General features: G+C 37.1%; 19 protein-coding genes. 10 read left to right on the top strand and 9 right to left on the bottom strand.

Annotated features, from left to right (window positions below; translation table 11 throughout):
- Nucleotides 1–94: 94 nt before the first annotated feature.
- The 3 genes from era (at nucleotide 95) to MYRA21_RS03630 (ending at nucleotide 5165) form a co-directional block, all read left to right on the top strand.
- The gene (era, locus tag MYRA21_RS03640; protein WP_006259644.1) at nucleotides 95–982 is read left to right on the top strand and encodes a GTPase Era; all 888 of its coding nucleotides are present in this window, start codon (nucleotides 95–97) and stop codon (nucleotides 980–982) included.
- Between the two features lie 67 nt (nucleotides 983–1049).
- Entirely contained in the window at nucleotides 1050–2360 is a 1311-nt protein-coding gene (der, locus tag MYRA21_RS03635; RefSeq protein WP_006264649.1) for a ribosome biogenesis GTPase Der, read from the top strand.
- A 105-nt stretch (nucleotides 2361–2465) separates the two neighbouring features.
- Nucleotides 2466–5165, top strand: coding sequence for an outer membrane beta-barrel protein (locus MYRA21_RS03630; RefSeq protein WP_039330396.1), 2700 nt, complete (start codon nucleotides 2466–2468; stop codon nucleotides 5163–5165).
- Nucleotides 5166–5456: 291 nt separating this feature from the next.
- On the opposite strand, the gene MYRA21_RS03625 is transcribed toward MYRA21_RS03630, so the two are convergent.
- Genes MYRA21_RS03625 through MYRA21_RS03605 form a run of 5 tightly spaced genes read right to left on the bottom strand, consistent with a single transcriptional unit; the run spans nucleotide 5457 to nucleotide 8652 of the window.
- Complete coding sequence (locus MYRA21_RS03625; protein ID WP_039328591.1) at nucleotides 5457–6287, bottom strand: YgcG family protein; 831 nt, start codon at nucleotides 6285–6287, stop codon at nucleotides 5457–5459.
- A 4-nt stretch (nucleotides 6288–6291) separates the two neighbouring features.
- Nucleotides 6292–6732 (bottom strand): TPM domain-containing protein, encoded by a 441-nt coding sequence (locus MYRA21_RS03620; RefSeq protein WP_039328589.1) that lies wholly within the window; start codon nucleotides 6730–6732, stop codon nucleotides 6292–6294.
- A gap of 11 nt (nucleotides 6733–6743) precedes the next feature.
- On the bottom strand, nucleotides 6744–7328 hold the full coding sequence (locus MYRA21_RS03615) for a LemA family protein (RefSeq protein ID WP_006264653.1): 585 nt from the start codon (nucleotides 7326–7328) through the stop codon (nucleotides 6744–6746).
- Between the two features lie 17 nt (nucleotides 7329–7345).
- On the bottom strand, nucleotides 7346–7675 hold the full coding sequence (locus MYRA21_RS03610) for a MerR family transcriptional regulator (protein ID WP_006259638.1): 330 nt from the start codon (nucleotides 7673–7675) through the stop codon (nucleotides 7346–7348).
- The gene (locus tag MYRA21_RS03605; RefSeq protein ID WP_006259637.1) at nucleotides 7675–8652 is read right to left on the bottom strand and encodes a M23 family metallopeptidase; all 978 of its coding nucleotides are present in this window, start codon (nucleotides 8650–8652) and stop codon (nucleotides 7675–7677) included. The genes MYRA21_RS03610 and MYRA21_RS03605 overlap by 1 nt, the downstream gene beginning before the upstream one ends.
- Nucleotides 8653–8876: 224 nt before the next feature.
- Here MYRA21_RS03605 and alaS point away from each other — a divergent pair, with 224 nt between their 5' ends.
- Nucleotides 8877–11504, top strand: coding sequence for an alanine--tRNA ligase (gene alaS / locus MYRA21_RS03600; protein ID WP_039328586.1), 2628 nt, complete (start codon nucleotides 8877–8879; stop codon nucleotides 11502–11504).
- Between the two features lie 69 nt (nucleotides 11505–11573).
- Here alaS and MYRA21_RS03595 read toward each other — a convergent pair whose 3' ends face one another.
- On the bottom strand, nucleotides 11574–12554 hold the full coding sequence (locus MYRA21_RS03595; RefSeq protein ID WP_039328002.1) for an IS30 family transposase: 981 nt from the start codon (nucleotides 12552–12554) through the stop codon (nucleotides 11574–11576).
- 305 nt (nucleotides 12555–12859) lie between these two features.
- Between MYRA21_RS03595 and MYRA21_RS03590 the strand changes: the two genes are divergently transcribed.
- Nucleotides 12860–13825 (top strand): GSCFA domain-containing protein, encoded by a 966-nt coding sequence (locus MYRA21_RS03590; RefSeq protein WP_039328585.1) that lies wholly within the window; start codon nucleotides 12860–12862, stop codon nucleotides 13823–13825.
- Between the two features lie 2 nt (nucleotides 13826–13827).
- Nucleotides 13828–14460 carry a DUF4230 domain-containing protein gene (locus MYRA21_RS03585; RefSeq protein WP_039328583.1) on the top strand — a complete coding sequence of 211 codons (633 nt, stop codon included), beginning with the start codon at nucleotides 13828–13830 and terminating at the stop codon, nucleotides 14458–14460.
- Here MYRA21_RS03585 and MYRA21_RS03580 read toward each other — a convergent pair.
- The 3 genes from MYRA21_RS03580 to MYRA21_RS03570 form a co-directional block, all read right to left on the bottom strand.
- The gene (locus MYRA21_RS03580; protein WP_039328581.1) at nucleotides 14455–16206 is read right to left on the bottom strand and encodes an aromatic amino acid hydroxylase; all 1752 of its coding nucleotides are present in this window, start codon (nucleotides 16204–16206) and stop codon (nucleotides 14455–14457) included. The genes MYRA21_RS03585 and MYRA21_RS03580 overlap by 6 nt on opposite strands.
- Before the next feature lie 177 nt (nucleotides 16207–16383).
- Entirely contained in the window at nucleotides 16384–16941 is a 558-nt protein-coding gene (locus tag MYRA21_RS03575; protein ID WP_006262154.1) for a DUF4136 domain-containing protein, read from the bottom strand.
- 20 nt (nucleotides 16942–16961) lie between these two features.
- Nucleotides 16962–18950, bottom strand: coding sequence for a urocanate hydratase (locus MYRA21_RS03570; protein ID WP_039328579.1), 1989 nt, complete (start codon nucleotides 18948–18950; stop codon nucleotides 16962–16964).
- A 180-nt stretch (nucleotides 18951–19130) separates the two neighbouring features.
- Between MYRA21_RS03570 and MYRA21_RS03565 the strand changes: the two genes are divergently transcribed.
- The 4 genes from MYRA21_RS03565 to hemL all read left to right on the top strand — a co-directional run bounded on the left by MYRA21_RS03565 (nucleotide 19131) and on the right by hemL (nucleotide 22594).
- Nucleotides 19131–19463, top strand: a complete 333-nt coding sequence (locus MYRA21_RS03565; RefSeq protein WP_039328577.1) for a hypothetical protein — start codon at nucleotides 19131–19133, stop codon at nucleotides 19461–19463.
- Entirely contained in the window at nucleotides 19456–20334 is an 879-nt protein-coding gene (locus tag MYRA21_RS03560; protein WP_039328575.1) for a 1-aminocyclopropane-1-carboxylate deaminase/D-cysteine desulfhydrase, read from the top strand. Before MYRA21_RS03565 ends, MYRA21_RS03560 begins: the two co-directional genes overlap by 8 nt.
- 81 nt (nucleotides 20335–20415) lie before the next feature.
- A complete protein-coding gene (locus MYRA21_RS03555) occupies nucleotides 20416–21312 on the top strand; it encodes a glucosaminidase domain-containing protein (RefSeq protein ID WP_039330394.1) in 897 nt (298 codons plus the stop codon).
- 1 nt (nucleotide 21313) lies between these two features.
- Nucleotides 21314–22594 (top strand): glutamate-1-semialdehyde 2,1-aminomutase, encoded by a 1281-nt coding sequence (gene hemL / locus MYRA21_RS03550; RefSeq protein WP_039328572.1) that lies wholly within the window; start codon nucleotides 21314–21316, stop codon nucleotides 22592–22594.
- Nucleotides 22595–22649: the final 55 nt, after the last annotated feature.

The following is a 22649-nucleotide window of genomic DNA, read 5'->3' as shown; positions in this document are numbered from 1 at the left end:
AGCTAAATATATATAAAGTGTTGTTATAAATAATATTTAATTTTTCCTATGTCATTGATATAAGCTACCTTTGCTACCGAAAAAATTAAATAATATGACGCATAAAGCTGGTTACGTTAACATTATTGGTAATCCAAATGTAGGTAAATCAACACTAATGAATGCTTTAGTAGGAGAGAGATTGTCTATCATCACTTCTAAAGCACAGACTACTAGACATAGAATATTAGGAATCGTAAATGGAGATGATTATCAGATCGTTTTCTCAGATACTCCTGGTATTATTAAGCCTGCATACGAATTACAAGAATCAATGATGGACTTCGTTAAATCTGCTTTTGAGGATGCGGACGTATTGATTTATATGGTAGAGATAGGGGAGAGAGAGTTAAAAGACGAAGCGTTCTTCGCTAGAATTAACAACTCTAAAGTACCTGTAATGTTGCTTCTAAATAAGATAGACAAATCTAATCAAGAACAACTAGAAGAACAAGTAACCCTATGGAGTGAGAAGGTTCCTAATGCTGAGATATTTCCAATATCTGCTTTAGAGAAGTTTAATACGCAGGCTGTATATGATCGCATCATAGAACTATTGCCAGTATCTCCACCGTATTTCCCTAAAGATGCCCTAACAGATAAGTCAGAACGTTTCTTCGTGAACGAGATTATACGTGAGAAGATTTTGCTTAACTATGATAAGGAGGTGCCTTATGCTGTAGAGGTAGAGACAGAGGAGTTTAAAGAAGAAGAGAATATCATTCGTATTAAAGCTGTTATTATGGTAGAGCGCGATAGTCAGAAGGGGATTATCATCGGACATAAAGGTGCTGCTTTAAAGAAAGTAGGGATAACAGCTAGAGAAGAAATGGAACAATTCTTTATGAAGAAAGTTCACTTAGAACTATTCGTAAAGGTGAATAAAGATTGGAGATCGAGCGACTATCAACTACGTCGTTTTGGATATAATCAAAAGAAATAAGGAATAATAAAATAATCATTAAAATATCGCATTGAAATACTAACTTTGCGACATATTTAAAATATTTATGAGTAATATAGTAGCCATAGTTGGTAGACCAAACGTAGGGAAGTCAACTTTTTTTAATCGATTGATTCAAAGAAGAGATGCCATCGTAGATTCGGTTAGTGGAGTGACACGTGATAGAAACTACGGCAAGTCAGAGTGGAATGGAAGAGAGTTCTCAGTGATTGACACCGGAGGATATATAAAAGGATCTGACGACGTTTTTGAGGGTGAGATTAGACGTCAAGTATCTTTAGCTATTGAAGAGTGTGATGTAGTAATATTTGTAGTAGATGTAGAAGAGGGTATCACACCTATGGATGCTGAAGTAGCTCGTTTATTGCGCAAGGAGACTAAACCTGTGTTCGTAGCTGTTAATAAAGTGGACAGCTCGAAGCGTATGGATGATACATTCGAGTTCTATAACCTAGGTTTAGGAGAGATATACCCTATCGCAGGGATGAGTGGAAGTGGTACTGGAGATCTATTAGATGCTGTAGTAGCTGCATTGCCAGAAGAAGAAGTAAGAGAGACAGAAGAAGAAGAGTTACCACGTTTTTGTGTTGTAGGTCGTCCTAATGCTGGTAAATCTAGCTTTATCAATGCACTTATCGGTGAAGATCGTTATATCGTTACAGATATTGCTGGTACTACACGTGATGCTATTGATACGCGTTTTACACAGTTTGGTTTTGACTTTAACTTAGTGGATACTGCTGGTATTCGTAGAAAATCAAAAGTAAAAGAAGATTTAGAGTTCTACTCAGTGATGAGATCTGTGAGAGCTATCGAGCACAGTGATGTATGTATCCTGATGGTAGATGCTACACGTGGGTTCGAAGGACAAGATCAGAATATATTCTGGTTAGCAGAGAAGAATAGAAAAGGGGTTGTTATCCTTGTAAACAAATGGGATTTAGTAGAGAAAGATACTATGACTACTAAACAGTTTGAAGATAGAATCCGTCAAGAGATTGCGCCATTTACAGATGTGCCTATTATCTTTACATCTACAGTGACTAAACAACGTTTATTAAAAGCGTTAGAGACTGCTGTGGAAGTATATGAAAATAGAAAAGCAAGAATTTCGACTTCTAAATTTAATGAAGCGATGTTGCCTATCGTAGAGAATACGCCACCTCCTGCAATTAAAGGAAAATATATCAAGATAAAATACTGTATGCAATTGCCTACAGCTACACCTCAATTCGTATTTTTTGCTAACTTGCCACAATATATCAAAGACCCTTACAAACGATATATTGAGAATAAGTTAAGAGAAATGTACAACTTCAGTGGTGTGCCTATCGATATTTATTTCCGTCAGAAATAGTAAGTAATATATTCTATATATACTAGCGGTCTTTGTGTAATAACATTGACCGCTTTTTTTATGAGAAACTTATTGACGTTACTACTATTAATCTCCTGTGTGAATATGTACTCACAGAGCACTGTGAATATTACTGGGACAGTAGTAGATAGTTTAAAACAGCCGATAGAAGCGGTGACGGTATATCTATCGAAAGAGAAAGATTCTACGCTAGTGGAGTACACCATGACGGATGTCAAAGGTAACTTTAAGCTTGCCTTCAGTAAGCTATCTGATCCTTCAGTGCTCAAGCTTTCTATGGTAGGGTACCAAGATTACGCTAAGAAGTTTGAAAAAGGGGTACAAGAAAATCTAGACCTTAAAACACTTATCCTTAAAGAATATGGCAATCAGCTAGACGAAGTATTGATTGTGGCTGATGCTCCACCTATTCGAATGAAGAAAGATACTTTAGAGTTTAATGCTGCTTCGTTTAAGGTAAGACCTGATGCTAATCTTGAAGAGCTTTTAAAGAATCTACCAGGAGTGCAGCTAGATGAGAATAAAAAGATCACGGTCAATGGTAAGCCTGTCAATGAAATCTTAGTCAATGGCAAACCTTTCTTTAACGAAGATGGTGCAGTAGCACTAGAGAACTTACCTGCTGAGATTATCAAGAAAGTACAGGTCACTGAAAAAAAGACTAAGAAAGAAAAATTCACAGGTGAACGCAGTAGAACAGATGATGCGAGTATCAATATCACGATAGACGAGGATAAGAATAAAGGGCACTTTGGGCGAGTATCAGGTGGATATGGAACAGATGAGCACTATGAAGCAGGAATGTTCTTAAATACCTTTAATAAGCGTAGAAAGATTAGTTTGATTGGATCTGCTAATAATATCAATGCTGTTGGATTCTCTATGGACAAGGTGTTTGATAATATGCGTACGGGGCGCTCTAGAGGTGGGTTTACAGAATCGCGTATGTTAGGACTAAACTTTGTAGAGGATGTATCTGATAAGCTCAAGGTTAATGGTAGTTACGATTATAACTTTGCAGAGACAGAACAAGCTAATAAGTCGTCTAGTACTAAGTTTTTGCCTTCAGGGCAGTTTAGCACAGATTCTAATTCTTCTTCACTAGGAGGGAATGAAGGGCATAGAGGGAATGTATCTGTAGATTATATGGGAGAAAAAGACGCTTTCTATTTTAGCCCTCATTTTAGTACAGATCACACCTATTCGACTAGTGAGAGCAATCAAGTTTCTTATGATGAGCATGGAGAAAAACTGAATAGCAGTAATGCTCATTCTTCGTCTAGAGGGAATTCTGATAGTTTTGGTTCGTCTGCACAATATACACGCAAGTTTAAAAAAGAAGGACAGTATCTAAGTATTGGTTTTAATAACAGTAATAGGAGTGCTACGAATAATGCATTGAGTGAATCTCTGACGCAGTTTTTTCAATCAGATACAGAAGACGATTGGCGTAGACAATATAGAAAGAATTATACGACTACGGATAGTTATGGTCTATCTGTAGAGTTCACACAGCCTATCACAGATTCATTAAGAGTATCTGTGGGGGTGGACTGGAGTAGAAATCAGAGCATTAATGATCTCCAAGTATTTAACTATAATGAGACAGAACAGGGGTATACTGATGTCAATGTACTAGAGACAAATAGATATACGGATATTGGGAATAAGGTGTCTCCTTATGTAAACTTTGCGTTGAATAAGAATAAGTACAATATTAATATTTCGACGAGGACTCAGATCGTTAAGAATACGGCTACAGCTCTTTATAATGCGAAATGGTATAGTCTAGATAAACATTATATCGACCCGAATATTAATGCAATGATTAATTATAGACTGACGAAGGACAAGAGTCTATTCGGTATCTATCGATATAATGTCAATTATCAAAGCGCAAGTCAATTACTTGACATCACAGATATCTCTAACCCATTAACGACTACGATCGGTAACCCTGATCTAAAACCTACTGGTCAGCATAACGTTAATCTTAGCTACCGTTCGTATGACTTTCAGACTCGTGCTGGATATAGTATTTCGGCTAATGCAGGAATATTTGATAATAGTATAGTAGGATCTGTAATCTATGATGAGGATAAGAAGGCTATCTCTACGTATAAGAATATACAGGGGAACTATCAGTGGGGAGTTACGGCTGACTGGTTTAAGAATAGTAAATGGGGTGAGCATGCGCTGAGATACGGTATTATGTTTAGATATAATAAGACCATTAATAATGGGTATATAGACGGAGAGACCTATACCGCTAGAGGGAATACGATGGGGCCACGTGTGTACCTAACCTATGATTACGGAGAATGGGTGTCTATAAAACCATCGTATAACTATAATTATAATACAACGAGTTATACTAATTTTTCAGTGGATAAGGCTTCTAATTTTACGCATCGATTTAATATACAGACTACAACATATTGGCCGAAGAAGGTTACATTTGGTAACGACTTTGCTTATAATTATAATTCACAGATTGCTAAAGGGTTTAAGAAGGATTTCTATATGTGGAATATTAGTCTAGCGTATGATTTCTATAAAGACAAATTCAGTGCTAAGGTGAAAGTGTATGATGTATTAAATCAGAATACAAGTAGTACACGTACGATAGACCCAATGCAGATAGTGGATTCTGAGAGTTTAGTACTGAAGCGATATGTGATGTTCTCACTGACTTATAAGCTTAATGAGTTCGCAGGAACTAAAAAAGGAGGGAATAGAGGAAGAGGAGGAGTCTCTAGACCGATGCGTGTGATGAGTTATTAAAAACAGTACATAAATAAAATACAAGAAAATATAATAAAGGCAAGTAGAGTATAGCTAGAATAGGAGTTATACTCGACTTGCCTTTTTGATTTGTGCGGACTGAGTCCGTAGTGAGTCCGTTATGAGTCCGTACTGACTCCGTTTTATTTAGTGAAATAACGCAGTCAGTACGGAGGTGTAAAGTAGTTGTGTTTTAATGAAAGCAAGCGAGAGTGCATAAAAAAAGCAGGTAATGTAGAAGCGACTAGCACTTACTATATTACCTGCTTATATATTTAGAATGACGTATGTCTACCAGCTACCGCTAGATCCTCCTCCGGAGAATCCACCGCCGCCAAAGCCTCCACCGAAGCCTCCGCCACCACCTCCACTTCCGAAGCCACCACCGCCACCGAAGCTTCCACCGCCTCCGCCACCACGGCCAAGACTGCTTAATACCAGGATGTCTAGTAGGCTACTTCCAAAGTCACGTGAGCGATGATTACCTCCGCCTCTTCCATTGTTATCTTTCTTACCGAATACAATAGTCAGTACGATGATCAATATGATGATTCCTAAACAGGCTAGACCACCGATACTATTATCCCCATCTGTTCTAACGGTCTTGTCTGCCTTATAGGTACCAGTCAATAGCTCGAAGATAGCATCTGTCCCTTTGTCTAATCCTGCGTAATAATCATTGCGCTTAAACTCTGGGATAATGATATTACGGATAATCTCTCCTCCTTGTCCAGCTGTGATAAGGTGTTCTACTCCGTAACCTGGGTAGATACCGATCTGACGTTCTTTTGCCGCCATTAGGATCACGATACCATTGTCCTTTCCTTTCTGTCCGATGCCCCATTCTTGTCCCCATTTAGGTCCTAGTATACCAATATTTTCTCCTTTTAGAGAAGGAATGGTAATTAGTACTATCTGAGTAGAAGTAGAATCACTATAAGCAATAAGTTTGCGCTCTAATTGCTTCATTTGATTCGCTTCTAGTATGGTAGCATAGTCGTATACAGAAGTTTGGAAAGAAGGTTTCTCTGGAACGTCTAATTGTGCATAAGTTACCTGTGATAATAATAGAATTATAATCAGGGTTATAAAATGATATGCTTTTAGTAATAGCTTGATCATTGATTTATGCTTTTGAAATTTCGTTTGATAATTCGTTCTTATTTTCTTCTAGAGAAGGGAAGTGTACTTTTAGTTGACTTCCTGCTTTAAGGATACCGTAGACTAATCCTTCTTTGAACAGACCTTGTCTGAAGTGATTAATGACTAGTTCTTTGGTTCCTTCCCAGAAGTTGTCTGATTTAACTTTATGGTCTATTCCTTGATCCCCTAGTATCACGAATGCTTTAGAGCTAATACAGATGTAAAACAGCACACCATTTCTAGCAGCTGTTTTATCTATGCCTAATTCGAAGAAGACCTCCTGAGCTCTTTCAAAAGGATCTTTCTTAGAAGTCGTTTCGATATGAACCCTAATCTCTCCAGAAGTATTCTTCTCTGCTTGAGTAATAGCAAGAACAATTTCTTCTTCATCCGTTTTGGTTAAAAACTCTCTTAGTCTATCCATTATCTAGTTTTTTAGAATTTTACTTCAGGTGCTTTCTCTGCTCCAGCTTCTGCTTGGAAGTGCGCTCTAGGTTGGTATTTTCCTAAAAAATAAGTTTGTGGTTCTCCACCAATATAAGTGTTGTATGCTTTTACAGTCTGATTAAAACGACTGCGTTGAGTAAAGATCTGATTCTCTGTACTAGCTAGTTCATCCTGTAGTTTTAAGAAGTTTTGATTTGTTTTTAGATCAGGGTATTTCTCTACAGTTACTAATAGTCTTCCTAAAGCACTAGATACACCAGATTGAGCTTGTTGGAATTCTTGGAATTGTTCAGGAGTTACATTAGATGGATCTATATTAATAGAAGTAGCTTTTGCGCGCGCATTTACTACAGCTTCTAATGTTGATTTTTCGAAATCTGCAGCCCCTTTTACAGTGTTTACTAAGTTTCCGATAAGGTCGTTTCTACGTTGGTAAGCCCCTTGTACATCTGCCCATGAGGTATTAACTTCTTGGTCAAATGCTAATGCTTTGTTGCGTACACTCATTGAATACATAAAGAATCCTCCGATTAATACTACAAGTACGATGATAATTGGTAAAGCTTTTTTCATTTTGATTTTATTGTTATTTAGAGTTCATTTTTAATATTCAGTAGCGCTGTTTTGATTCCTTCTAGTTTCTGTATGATTTCGAAGTTATCCATAATGTCTTTTGCATTCTTCTTCATGTGTTCTTTAGCACCGTCTAGTGTGAATCCTCTTTCTTTCACTAAGTGATAGATGAGTTGAAGATTTTGCACATCCTGAGGTGTGAACATTCGATTTCCTTTTGCGTTCTTTCTAGGTTTGATAATGTCAAATTCTTTCTCCCAGAATCGCAATAACGAAGCATTTACATCAAATGCCTTGGCAAGTTCGCCAATGCTATAGTATCGTTTATCAGGCAAGTTTAATTCCATTAGTCAAGTGATTGGTTTTCTTGGTTAGCTTCTTGTGATAGAAGTTCAAATTCTTTAGCAGAGATTTCTCCGTAGTAGTAATTCAGTGGATTGACTACATTCCCTTGGTAGTGTACCTCATAGTGTAAGTGAGGACCAGAGCTACGCCCAGTACTACCTACATATCCTATGATATCTCCACGTTTAACAGATTGTCCAGCTCGAGCTTGGTACTTGCTTAAGTGAGCATATCTAGTTAGGTATCCGTATCCGTGATCTATTTCGATTAGGTTACCATACCCAGATAGTTCATTGTTAGCACGGATTACTTTACCATCTCCAGTAGCATATATCGGAGTACCTACCTCTGCAGAGAAGTCCATACCAGCGTGGAACTTCTTGATTTTAGTAAAGGGGTCACTACGATATCCGTATCCAGATGCCATTCTTTTCAGATCTTCATTCTTCACTGGCTGTATCGCAGGGATAGAAGATAAGAATTCTTCTTTCTTCTTGGCCAGTGCGATGATGTCATCTAAAGATTGGGACTGTATGGCTACCTGTTTCAGTAGTTGATCCATCTTCACATTCGTTTCTGTTAACAGCTTTTCGTTGTTAAGTCCTACGAATGATCTATATCTATTAATACCTCCTAGACCGGACTTGCGTTGTTCATCAGGGATAGGCGCGGTATTAAAGTAAGCTCTATAAATATCGTTATCTCGCACCTCTAGTTCGTCTAGTACCTCTGTGATCAGGTCAAGTTTCTTGTTTAGAAGAGTATAGTTAGTTTTGAATTCTGCTATTTCTCTAGCTTGTTTCTTTTCTTTAGGAGTTTGTAGAATGTCACTATTAATTAAAAAGATTAATCCAAGCACTCCAAAAATAGCTGCTGTGAGTAAAAACAAGAGTATATTACCTATCTGTCTAAACTTTTTAGGGCGTATTTTAAGGAACGCTAATTTTTCAGGGTCGTAATAATATTTTACCTTAGCCATATTTTTAAAAAAACACTATTTTTGCACTATCTTTTTTGTATCTTATAAAAAGTGCTGTCATTGGTTAGCTAACAAATTTAAAAAATGTTTTCGTTATAATGATAGTTTAAGTGCCAAAGAGAATAAAATAAAAGCTAGTTATTCGTTAATTTATAATATGTTTAACAACTAACCGAATAACTTAATAATAAGAATATAAAAGAATAAATTAGTTTCCAAAGGATATGAAATCACAAGAAATTCGTCAGAAGTTTTTAAACTTTTTTGAAGAAAGAGGTCACATGATTGTACCTTCTGCGCCGATCGTTCTTAAAGACGATCCAACTTTAATGTTTAATAACTCTGGGATGGCCCAGTTTAAAGAGTATTTCTTAGGAAACGCCAAGCCTAAAAGTAACCGTATCACTGATACACAGAAGTGTCTTCGTGTGTCTGGTAAGCACAATGACTTAGAAGAGGTAGGTATCGATACATACCACCACACGATGTTCGAGATGCTAGGGAACTGGAGTTTTGGAGATTACTTTAAGAAAGAAGCTATCAATTGGGCTTGGGAATTATTGACTGAAGTTTATAACATCCCTAAAGATATTTTATACGTTACTGTATTTGAAGGTAGCGAAGAGGAGAACGTACCATTCGACCAAGAAGCTTATGATATCTGGAGTACCCTAATTGACAAGGATCGTATCTTGATGGGGAATAAGAAAGATAACTTCTGGGAAATGGGAGACCAAGGACCATGTGGACCATGTACTGAGATTCACGTAGATATCCGTAGTGCTGAGGAGAAGGCAAAGATAGCAGGTAGAGAATTAGTGAATGGTGATCACCCACAGGTAGTAGAGATCTGGAATAACGTATTTATGGAGTTTAACCGTAAAGCGGATGGTTCTCTAGAGAAGTTACCTGCTCAGCACGTAGATACAGGTATGGGATTTGAGCGTCTATGTATGGTGCTTCAAGGTGTACAGTCTAACTATGACACAGATGTATTCTCTCCACTTATTGCTAAAGTATCTGAGCTTACAGGTGGTAAGTACACAATGAAAGCAAAAGATGATGAGGAAGAGAAGATTAATATTGCTATCCGTGTTATCGTTGACCACGTAAGAGCAGTTGCCTTTGCTATTGCAGATGGACAGTTGCCTTCTAACAATGGTGCAGGGTATGTGATCCGTCGTATCTTACGTCGTGCTATTCGCTATGCATTTACGTTCTTAGATAAGAAAGAACCATTCATCTATGAATTAGTAGAGGTGTTAAGTGCACAGATGGGAGCATTCTTCCCAGAAATCACAAGTCAAAAAGAATTAGTGAAAAACGTGATTAAAGAAGAAGAGACTTCTTTCTTAAGAACGTTAGAGCAAGGGTTACATTTATTAGACAATGTAATCAAACAAACAGAAGGAAAAGTAGTATCAGGAGTGAAGGCTTTTGAACTATACGATACGTTTGGTTTCCCTATTGACTTGACAGCGCTTATCCTTAGAGAGAAAGGGTATGAACTAGACGAAGCTGGATTTGACGCGGCAATGTTAGAACAAAAAACACGTTCTCGTGCGGCATCTGAAGTATCTACAGATGACTGGACTGTATTAGTATCAGGAAATGTAGAGCAGTTCGTAGGATATGATCAGTTAGAGAATGAAGTAAAGATTACTCGTTATAGAAAGATTGACAGTAAAAAAGATGGTAAGTTATTCCAAATCGTATTAGACGCTACACCATTCTATCCAGAAGGAGGAGGACAGGTAGGAGATACTGGAGTATTAGTATCTGCTAATGACACGATCCAAGTAATCGATACGAAAAAAGAGAATAACTTAATATTACATATCGTAAGAGAGCTTCCTGCTAATGTAGAAGGAACTTTAGTAGCGAAGGTAGATGTAGATGCTCGTAAGCAATCTATGGCTAACCACTCTGCTACTCACTTACTACACCAAGCATTGCGTACTATCTTAGGTACTCACGTAGAACAAAAAGGTTCGTTAGTAGCTCCTACGCACTTGCGCTTTGACTTTTCTCACTTCTCTAAAGTGACAGAAGAAGAGTTAGCACAAGTAGAGGCATTTGTGAATGATAGAATTCACGATCACTTGCCATTAGTAGAGCGCAGAAGTATCCCTATGGCTCAGGCTATCGCTGAGGGTGCTATGGCATTATTCGGTGAGAAGTATGGTGATGAGGTACGTGCTATTAAGTTCGGAGAGAGTATGGAGCTATGTGGAGGTACTCACGTAGGGAATACTAGTGATATCTGGCAGTTCAAGATTGTAAGTGAAGGTGCTGTAGCTGCGGGTATTCGTCGTATTGAGGCGATTACGAATAAAGCTGCTCGTCAGTTCTACGCTGAACAAGAGTTGACTCTTAAAGAGATCAAAATGGTATTAAAGAATCCACAAGATACTCTAAAAGCGGTCGGTGCTCTTCAAGAGGAGAATGCTAAACTTAAAAAGCAAGTAGAGCAACTATTAAAAGAGAAAGCGAAGAACTTAAAAGGAGACTTAAAAGGTCAAATCCAAGAAGTGAACGGTATTGCTTTCTTAGCTGTAGAAGTGGACTTAGATGCTTCAGGAGCGAAAGACTTAGCGTATGAGTTAGGTAATGAGTTCTCTAATCTATATATACTGTTCGGTAGTGTAGCTAATGATAAGCCAATGCTGACATGTTATGTATCTAAAGATATAGTAGAAAGCAAAGGTCTTAATGCTGGTACTATCGTACGTGAGTTAGGTAAACACATCCAAGGTGGTGGTGGTGGACAAGCATTCTTCGCTACAGCAGGAGGTAAGAACCCAGCTGGTATGGCAGAAGCTATTGCTCACGCAAAAGATTATTTGAAATAGTATTATATTTGTAATAATAATAGATAAAAAAGATTCTCATATGAGAATCTTTTTTTATACAACGTGAATTCAAGTTATAAATGCAACAGTTGCTATTTTGTCTAATTTATCTGCAAAAACTTCATTAGGCGATTTAAAACCAAATCTCTTTCTTGGTCTATTGTTTAAAATATTTACAACTCTATCTATTTGTTGTTGTGTAATTAAATCGAAGTTACTCATTTTCGGGAAATATTGTCTGACTAAACCATTTAAATTTTCATTAGCGCCTCTTTCCCAACTGTGATAAGGTTTTGCAAAATAATAGGCAATCTGTAACGCATTAGCTATATTTTGATGGTTTGCAAACTCTTTTCCATTATCAGAAGTGATTGTATGTAGAAGAGGTTTGTAATCCTTTAATAGCTCTATTGTTTTAGCCTCTATCGCATGAGCTTGTTTAGATTCAACCTTCCCCATTAGTAAAATCCCTGTGGCTCTATCGTTAATAGTTAATAAGGCTCCATTATGATTTTTTCCTATTATCAAATCAATTTCTAAGTCTCCTATTCTTTCTTTTTTGTCAACAATACCAGGTCTTTCATCTATATCTAATCTGTTCGATATTACCCCTCTACTATCTTTATTGCTTCCTCTTTTACGATATTTTTTCCCTTTATTTCGTAGATGCTTATAAAGCTTTCCTCCTTGCTTTTTATCCTTCCAAATAAACTGATAAATACATTCTACTGAAACCATTTCTATCTTCTCTATTTTACATCTTCCTACTATTTGTTCAGGGCTATAATCTTTATTGAGCAGCGACAAAATGGTTGCTTTGACACTTTTATTTAAGCGTTTATGCTTAGGTTTTTCTTTATGACGAAGTGTTGTCTTTTTTTGAGCAAGATCGGCTTTATAAACACCGTTTCTACCATCTGAATTACGTTTAAGCTCTCTGCTAACAACTGATCTGTCTTTGCCTATATAATCACCTATTTCACTAAGTGATCTACCTAAATTTTTATATGCTTCTATTTTGTATCTTTGTTCTAACGTTAAATGTGACATCTTTTTGATTGTGTAGGAACTTCAAAAGTAGATGTTTTTTTTCGCCAACAGCGGGGAACATTTGCCCCATGGGGCAAATGTTCCCCGCTGTTCTTTTAAATGCTGTTGCATTTATTTGTTGAATCTAAGCAACCTTAAATCTATAGAAAACGTTTAAACGAGAATAAATTATACAAAACAGAGCAAGATTAGTGATTAAAGCACACTATAGTGTGGTTTTAGAGCTAATTGAAGCTATGTAAAGTAGAATTTATTCGCAGTAAATGGTGGCTGTGGATTCAAGGTGCATTAATAAATTTAGGAGGATGAAGTTTAGTACAGTAGTGCCTACTAAGGTAGCCAAGGACAGAATTAAGTATGAGGATAAGATCTTATCTATGGGGTCTTGCTTTGCTGTGAATATCAGTGATAAGTTAAAAGAGTATCAGTTCCAGAGTGTGGTGAACCCATTCGGTATTCTGTTTCATCCTATTGCGATAGAGCGTGTATTGGAGTATGCTGCGAAAGGACATGAGTTTACTAGCGCAGATGTGTTCTGTCATAATGAGGTGTGGAGTAGCTTTATCGCGCATTCTGATTTGAATGAGTTAGAAGAAGAAGATATCGTGACGAAGCTGAATGTAAAGTTGTTTGACCTACAGGTAGCGTTAAAAGAAAGTGCCTTTATGTATATCACTTTAGGAACGGCTTGGGTGTATGAGCATATCGAGAGTGGAATGGTTGTTGCTAATTGTCATAAGGTACCACAGCACAATTTCAAAAAGAGATTATTAAGTTACGAGGAAATAAAGGCTAGTCTGTTTAAAATCATTAAATTAGTACAAGCTATTAACTCTGATATACAGATTGTGTTTACAATATCTCCAGTGAGACATTTTAAAGATGGTATCGTAGAGAATCAGAGAAGTAAGTCAGTATTATTTACTGCCTTACACGATGTGTTAGATACACAAAAAGATGAGCAGGGAGCAGAGATTAGTTACTTCCCTTCTTATGAGATTGTGATGGATGAGTTAAGAGATTATCGCTTCTATAAGGCTGATATGTTACATCCAAATGAGTTGGCGATAGACTATATCTGGGAGCGCTTTATGACGACATGGATTCATCCTGATATGTATCCGATCATGCATAAAGTAGATGAGGTGCAAAAAGGACTGAACCATAGACCTTTTAATCCTACTGCAGAACAGCACTTAGCTTTCTTAGATACATTGGTAGCCAAGATAGATTATTTATTAGAGAAATATCCATTTATGAACTTTAGATAGTTATGAGAAAGTTATTGCGCGTACTCTTCGGAATATTTATAGTGCTCTTCTTTATGTTTGCAGGAGTTGTTTTGTATAACAGCTTTGTAAAAGGAAGTAAAGACGATATGCAATACAATACAGCTCTAATCCAAGAGCAATTAAAGAATGTGAGCAAGCTAGTAGTGACAGAAGCTACCTTCTCACAAGTAATGACGTATAAGGATCAGCAGAAGTATTTTTTGAATATGCTTTCTTTTGACAAGAAGGCTGTTGTTATTATTAACGCTAAGGCTACTGTAGCGTATGATTTGAGTCAACTACAATATCAGATCGATGAGAAGAATAAGGTAGTGCAATTAATATATATCCCAGAAGCAGAAGTAAATATCTATCCTGACTATAAAATATTAGATGTAGAACAGAGTACTTTCAACCCTTTTAAAGGGGATGACTACAATAAGATTAATGCGAAGGTTAAGAAAGACTTAGAGGATAAAATAGAAAAGTCCACTTTAAAATCGAATGCAGAGAATCGACTTGTCAGTGAACTTTCTAAAATATTAATAGTTACCAATACTCTAGGTTGGAAACTAGAGTATCAGGGTAACGTTATTCAAAGTGATAAAGACTTAGTATTAGATATGGCTTTATAAGCTTTTTAGAATAATATCTATACCGTCTTTGATTAAATGAGCTACTTCAGGTCTGTTTGTTTGAACAGATTTAAGGTGGCTCATTGCTTTTTCAGCTAATGCTATATTTGAAGCTTTTTTAGCAAGTTCTAGTATTTCTACTGTAAGTAACCAATCAGAAGGGTAGTCGTTGATTAGAACGTCTAATACGTTGTTTAAATCAGTTGTTTTATTCTCTTCTCTCATGGCTCTAACTTCTTTGTAGAAGTTTTCGAGCTTTATTTTACTCTCGTCTCTTTTTGCTTTTATTGTTTGGCTAGAAGGAACGTGATTGATTAGATCAAAACTGTGGTAATCAGCAGGCCCTGAGAAAGCAGATATGACATGAGCACCAACAGCCATATCATACGTACCCCATTCAGGTTGGAATAGTACTTCGTCATTGTGTTTCACTGTACAATCACTAAAGCTAATCAGAATAATCTTTCCATGTATATTGCGAATACCTGTGATATTAGTTCCAGATACAGTGATACCTCCTTCGAACTCTAGAGTCACTGGCTTGCCTTCATATAAGTTATAAGCTTTAAGGTCTCTAGGGCTCATGTCTTCTATAGCAAGGTTGATTCCCTTTAAACGACCTAATGCAGTACCAAATCCGTGTGGATGTGTCTCTGTCCCATGTCCTACTAGTTCTTTCTCTCTATAAGCTAGAGCAGTGTTTCCTGTTGTCTGTACATAAGCAGGTTTACCTTCGTGTTCGATTACACGCGTGAATACACCTGATATCTGTAGACCTGTATTCAGTTCTATCGTACCTAGGGCTTTAGAATCTATTAGTTTGTTTATTCCCATTAAGCCCCCTTTTCTTAAGGCCATCTTATTCGCAAACTCTTCTAATACTTCACTTAGATAAGCAAAGTCTGGAGTCACGTATAGCTGAGGTTGAGGTTTAGTGATATCAAAGCCTTGGTACGCCGCTTCTATGCTGTAAGGAAGTTTCTTTACATTATCAGTCATACACCACGCACTCTCTCCGATAGAAGATAATAAGCCTGCTCCGTATATCTTAGGGTGCTCCGTAGTACCGATTAGTCCATATTCTACTGTCCACCAGTGTAGATTACGGATAAGTGCCATCTCAGAAGGTTCTTCTGTTATGCCTTGTAGATAATCTACTTGCTCTTCTGCTTTTTTGATTTCTTCTGGATCGACACCTTCAGCCTCTTTCAAAATAGACAGTAAGCGGATAGCCTCATATATCTCATAGTCTCTACCTGAAGAAATAGCCTTACAACCTATCTCTCCGAAGCGTCTTAGATACTCAGCATACTCTGGATTAGCGATAATAGGAGCATGTCCTGCCCCTTCGTGTATAATGTCTGGTGCAGGTGTGTATTCTATATTCTCTAGTTGTCTAATATCTGATGCAATAACAAGTACTTTATACGCCTGAAACTCCATAAAGGCATTCGGTGGTATAAAGCCATCTACTGCTACAGCAGCCCAACCAATTTCTTTTAATATTCTATTCATTCCATACATACTAGGAATGCTTTCTATAGAAATACCTGTTTTAGCTAGACCGTCAAGATATGATTCGTGTGCAACTTTAGATAGATAATCAACATTTTTACGCATAACGTATCGCCACACAGCTTGATTAATAGGTGTATAATCCTGATAACTCTGTGGTTTGATAAATTGTTTTAAATGCTGTGGTAATCTTTCGATCAAGTCGTTACTTTCATATTCTTGTGTTTTCATAAATGAAATTTGTTATTGTTTGTCGTAAATATAATAAAAACAATGGATGATAGGCACTCAGAATACCTTATTGTTGTGTTTTTAATCGAAGCATTAAGATAATTCTTTAGGAAACTATAAAAGAACAGAGGCTCTCCTCTAAAGGAAAGCCTCTGTATATATCATCTACAGGAAGAATTATTTCTTCTCTAGAGTAGGAGGGAACTTAGTTAAGATCTTTTCGATAAACTCGTGTATTCTCTCTTCTTTTTTCTCTGGAGTAGGTGCGTTGTCTAGGTATCCTGTTCCTATTCCTTGCCAGATTAACGCTTTTTTCTTTGTGTCTAGAACGTCTATATAAAGTGTTCCTTCTATAGAAGTCGACACTGTTGTATTATTAGGCCCCCAATATGGTCCCCATCCCCAACCATAGTATCCGTAAGGAGAATAGAAGTTGTTATGGGTTGTCACATTGACTTGTTTTGACGCTTTAGTGAAAATATTAATAACAAAATCAGGATTGCTACTAGCTTTTGTAAAACCCTTCGCAGTAAGATTGTTATCAATAGCAGTTAGAATTCTCTTCTTGTCTAAGTCATTAATCTTTGTTTGATCAATGCCTTCTTTAAAGAAAGCATACGTTTTGTATTGTTCGAAGTCCACAGCTTTGTCATAATCAGCTGTTACTTTAACGCTACTACATGATGCTATAAATAACATCAATAGAGCTAGAGGTAATAGTTTAATAGCTTTCATGAGTGAAATTGTTTTAATTGTTATTTCAATAAGTTTTCATCTACTATATTCGGAATAGTTACTTTTAGAAGTGGTTCTACTTCCATCGCTCTTTTTATTGCAAAAATAGCTTCGTCATTTCTAGCCCAGCTTCTTCTAGCGATTCCATTATTAACGTCCCAGAATAGCATTGACTCTAATCTTTTTTGTGCTTCAATAGTACCATCAAGTAACATACCAAAACCACCGTTGATTACTTCTCCCCATCCTACACCACCACCATTGTGGATAGATACCCAAGTAGCTCCTCTAAAGCTATCTCCGATAACATTGTGGATAGCCATATCAGCTGTGAATTTAGAGCCATCATAGATATTAGATGTTTCTCTGTATGGAGAGTCTGTACCAGATACGTCATGGTGATCTCTTCCTAATACTACAGGACCTATTTTACCTGCTTTAATAGCATCGTTAAATGCTCTTGCTATATTAATACGTCCTTCTGCATCTGCATATAAGATACGAGCTTGTGACCCTACTACTAGTTTATTCTCTTGAGCTCCTTTTATCCAACGGATATTATCAGCCATCTGTTGTTGTATTTCTACAGGAGAGTTTTTAATCATCTCTTCTAATACCTCACAAGCGATCTCATCTGTTTTCACTAGATCTTCTGGATTTCCAGATGTACATACCCATCTAAATGGCCCAAATCCGTAGTCAAAACACATCGGTCCCATAATGTCCTGTACATAACTAGGGTATCTAAAGTCGATATTATTAGCAGCCATAACATCAGCTCCTGCTCTAGAAGCTTCTAATAAGAAGGCATTTCCATAGTCAAAGAAATACGTTCCTTTAGCTGTATGTTTATTAATAGCAGCTGCTTGTCTTCTTAGAGACTCTTGTACTAGTTCTTTAAACTTAGCTGGGTTATTAGCCATTAAGTCATTTGCTTCTTCAAAAGCAACACCTACTGGGTAGTATCCACCTGCCCAAGGGTTGTGAAGAGAAGTCTGGTCAGAACCTAAGTCTATGTATAAATCTTGTTTGTCAAACTCTTCCCATATATCTACTACGTTACCTTGGTATGCGATAGATACGATTTCTTTATTTTCTTGTGCTTTCTTAACGCGAACGACTAAAGCATTGATATCAGTTACTACTTCATCTACCCATCCTTGAGAATGTCTTGTATGTACTGCTTTAGGGTTTACCTCTGCACATACTGTAATACATCCAGCGATATTACCTGCTTTTGGTTGAGCACCACTCATCCCTCCAAGACCTGATGTTACAAATAACTTACCAGCTAATCCTTCTCCGTTCTTAGCTATTTTTCTACCACCGTTTAGCACAGTGATTGTTGTCCCGTGTACGATACCTTGAGGACCTATATACATATAGCTACCCGCAGTCATCTGACCGTACTGTGTCACACCTAACGCATTGAACTTCTCCCAATCATCCGGTTTAGAGTAGTTAGGGATCATCATACCATTAGTCACCACTACACGAGGCGCATTTTTATGAGAAGGGAATAGTCCCATAGGATGACCAGAATACATTACTAATGTCTGCTCGTCAGTCATCTCTCCTAAATACTTCATCGTCAGTAAGTATTGAGCCCAGTTAGAGAACACAGCCCCGTTACCTCCGTAAGTAATTAACTCATGTGGATGTTGAGCTACAGCATAGTCAAGGTTGTTTTGGATCATCAGCATGATTGCCTTCGCTTGTAGACATTGTCCAGGATACTCATCTATCGGTCTAGCATACATCTTGTAGTCAGGGCGTAGACGGTACATATAGATTCTTCCGTACTTTTCAAGTTCTTCTTTGAACTCAGGGATAAGTGTGCTGTGATTCTCACTTGGGAAATAGCGTAGCGCATTCTTAAGAGCTAGTACTTTCTCATCATCTGATAAGATTTCTTTTCTCTTAGGAGCGTGGTTGATAGATAAATCATACTCTTTCTTAGGAGGTAACACAGTCGGTATCCCTTGTAAAATATGTTCTTGAAAAGTCATTTTTATATTTTTTTGTTTGTTATTAATTTTTATTTAAATACTAGTGAATTAGCCAAATCATTAACTATTTTTGCTACGTTGACGCTTTATTACACTAGCTGTAGTAAAACTGATGGGAAGATAGTAATAAACTTGGATAAAATTAATATCTCGATTATTAAAAAGTTCTAAAAAAAGCGAGTGGTAGTTGTTTGTAAATATTTAGTTCCTAAAGGATATCAAGGGATAACATTGTTTCCCTTTATTATTTTAAGATCAGCAGAATCTAAAGGAGATCGTTATTTGCTAAACCATGAGTGCATCCATCTAAGACAACAAGTAGAGCTGTTGATCGTGTTCTTTTATCTTTGGTATGTTTTAGATTTTGTATGGCGTTATTTTCAGACTAAGGATATGAAGAAGGCGTATAGAAAGAACTTGTTTGAGAGAGAGGCGTATCAGTATGAACACAATCTAGAGTATTTAAAAACGAGAAGACTTTATTCATTCTTAAGAAATAGAAACAATGTTTGAGAACGAGAATGTATATAATGAACAATTAAAAGTAGAATTGCCTAGAGGGATTACTATTTTTGTCAAAAGAGAGGATTTATTGCATGAGGAAGTATCGGGTAATAAGTTTAGAAAATTAAAGTACAATATTTTAAAAGCACAAGAGTTAGGATATAGTAAGCTTTTGACATTCGGTGGCGCATATTCTAACCATATAGCGGCTACTGCAGCAGCAGGGCGTATCTGTGGAGTAGAGACGATAGGTATCATTAGGGGTGAAGAGCTAGAGAATAACTACACAGGTAATTCAACACTAACGAAGGCAGTTGAGGATGGAATGACATTAGGCTTTCTGACGCGTACGGATTATAGAAATAAAGGTGAGGTAGAGATTATCGATAGACTAAAAGCTAGGTATGGAGACTTTTACTTAGTGCCAGAAGGAGGAACCAATGAAGAGGCGATAAAGGGGACTGAAGAAATATTAAAAGAAGGTGACGAGACCTTTGATTATATCTGTACAGCTGTAGGAACTGGGGGGACGATAGCAGGTATTATTAACAGTTCTCATCCGAATCAAACAATATTAGGCTTTCCTGCCCTTAAAGGAAGCTTTTTATATGAGGATATTCGTAAGTTTGTTACTAACAATAATTGGGACTTAGTCTTAGACTATCACTTCGGAGGATATGCTAAGTATAATGAGGAGTTGTTATCATTTTTAAGAGAGCTCTATAAACAAACAGGTGTTTTGTTTGACCCTATTTATAATGGTAAGATGATATACGGGGTATTAGAAGAGATTAAGAAAGGAAGATTTAAGGATAATAGTAAAATACTTGTAATACACACTGGTGGCTTACAAGGTTGGAACGAAAAGATTAAAATTTAGCAATAGTAATGTATGTATAGAAGAATCATTTTTTTTATTTGTATGGTCTTTCTTGTTGGGTGTGCTAGCAAGAAAACTCCAATGCCTAAGAGTAAGGCTCTAACTACGAAGAGATATCCTGCTCCTACTGGGAAAAAAGTAAAAGAAAAAGAACTCGTGTCTAAGTCAGAGTATAGAGATAAGCTTCAGAAGAGTGAAGCAGATAGAAAAAAAGAAGAGAAGAAGAGAAGCTCTAGTGAGGTCTTAGAAGCTACGTCTAGACTGAGTGTGACTACTGATATGATACGTGACTATATCCTTACGTATAAAGATGCTGCACAAGATAATATGAAGGCATACGGAATCCCTGCTAGTATTAAGTTAGCACAAGGGGTATTAGAATCTGGATCAGGACAAGGTACGCTGAGTAGAAATGCGAATAACCACTTCGGTATTAAATGTCATCAAGGATGGGACGGTGAGTCTGTACGCCATACAGATGATGCCCCAGAGGAATGCTTTAGAAAATATAGCAATCCTAACGAATCTTATACAGACCACTCTCTGTTCTTAACCAATAGAGGACGTTATAGTGATCTGTTCTTATTAGAAAAAGATGACTATGAAGGATGGGCAGTAGGGCTAAAGAGTGCAGGGTATGCTACTGATCCTAGATATGCTGATAAACTGATCAGTCTTATCGAACGATATGAACTGTATAAATACGATGCTGAGGTGCTAAATAAGACTGTGACAGGGCCAAGACCTAGAACAGTAGCTACAACGACTGATAAGCCGAGTACAGTAACCGAAACTAAATCTACATCGAAGTCTATTCAGTCTAGTACTAAGAGCAAAGGAACTGTACATATAGTGAAAAAAGGTGATACATTATACTCTATCTCTAAGAGATATAATACGACTGTAGCACAGGTACAGAAAATGAATAAATTAACAGGAACAAACCTTTCAATAGGTCAAACTTTAAAAATAAAATAATATGTTATACCAAAGAAGTAGTAAGCTTTTTGCAGAAGCTGAGAAAGTGATACCAGGAGGAGTAAACTCTCCAGTACGTGCTTTTAAATCTGTCGGAGGAACTCCTATCTTCGTTAAAGAGGCTAAAGGAGCATATTTATACGATGAGGATGGTAATAAACTTATAGATTATATTAACTCTTGGGGGCCTATGATCTTAGGTCATGCTTATGAGCCAGTAGTTAATGCTGTAGTCGAAAAAGCAAAATTAGGTACTTCTTTCGGGATGCCTACAGAGATAGAGACGCAGATAGCTGAGCTAGCTGTATCTATGGTGCCAAATATTGATAAGATACGCTTTGTGAATTCTGGTACGGAAGCTTGTATGAGTGCTATCAGATTAGCTAGAGGGTATACAGATAGAGATAAAATCATCAAGTTTAAAGGTTGTTATCACGGACATTCAGATTCGTTCTTGATTTCTGCAGGAAGTGGAGCTGTTACTTTCGGCTCTCCTAATAGTCCTGGTGTAACTGCAGGTACAGCAAAAGATACTTTATTAGCAGATTATAATAATCTAAGTAATGTAGAGTCTATCCTAGAAGCAAATAAAGGAGAAGTAGCAGCAATCATCATCGAGCCAGTAGCTGGTAATATGGGATGTGTGCCTCCAGCTAAAGGATTTTTAGAGGGATTAAGAACACTATGTGATAAGCATGGTACACTATTAATCTTTGATGAGGTGATGACAGGGTTCCGTCTAGCAAAAGGTGGAGCACAAGAATTATTCGGTGTGAATGCTGATATCGTTACTTTTGGTAAAGTGATAGGTGGAGGATTGCCTGTAGGGGCTTTTGCTTCTCGTAATGAAATCATGAATTACCTTGCACCAGTAGGGCCTGTATACCAAGCAGGAACACTATCTGGGAACCCATTAGCTATGGCTGCTGGTCTTACGATGTTACAAGAGATCAATAAAGATGCTGATCTATTTAAACGTCTTGAAGAAAAGACAGCTTATTTAGAAAAAGGTATGCGCAAGGTATTAACAGATAATAATGTAGCTTATACGATTAACCGTGTAGGATCGATGATCTCTGTATTCTTTGACGAAAGAGAAGTAGTGGATTTCGAAACGGCAGGGTATGGTAATAACGATACGTTCAAGAAATTCTTCCATGGATTATTAGCAGAAGGAGTATATATCGCTCCATCATCGTATGAAACATGGTTTATTACAGATGCATTGACTTACGAAGATTTAGATTACACGATTAATGCAGTGAATAAGATCTTCTCTTAAGCGATTTATTGCACTTTCAAAATACAGATCAATAACCTATTCTTTCGATAGAATA

Origin of the sequence: Myroides sp. A21, from assembly GCF_000807225.1 — a bacterium.
GTDB lineage: Bacteria > Bacteroidota > Bacteroidia > Flavobacteriales > Flavobacteriaceae > Flavobacterium > Flavobacterium odoratimimum.
The sequence above is the reverse complement of the archived record's forward strand: the minus strand, read 5'-3'. Positions and strand labels throughout refer to the sequence as shown.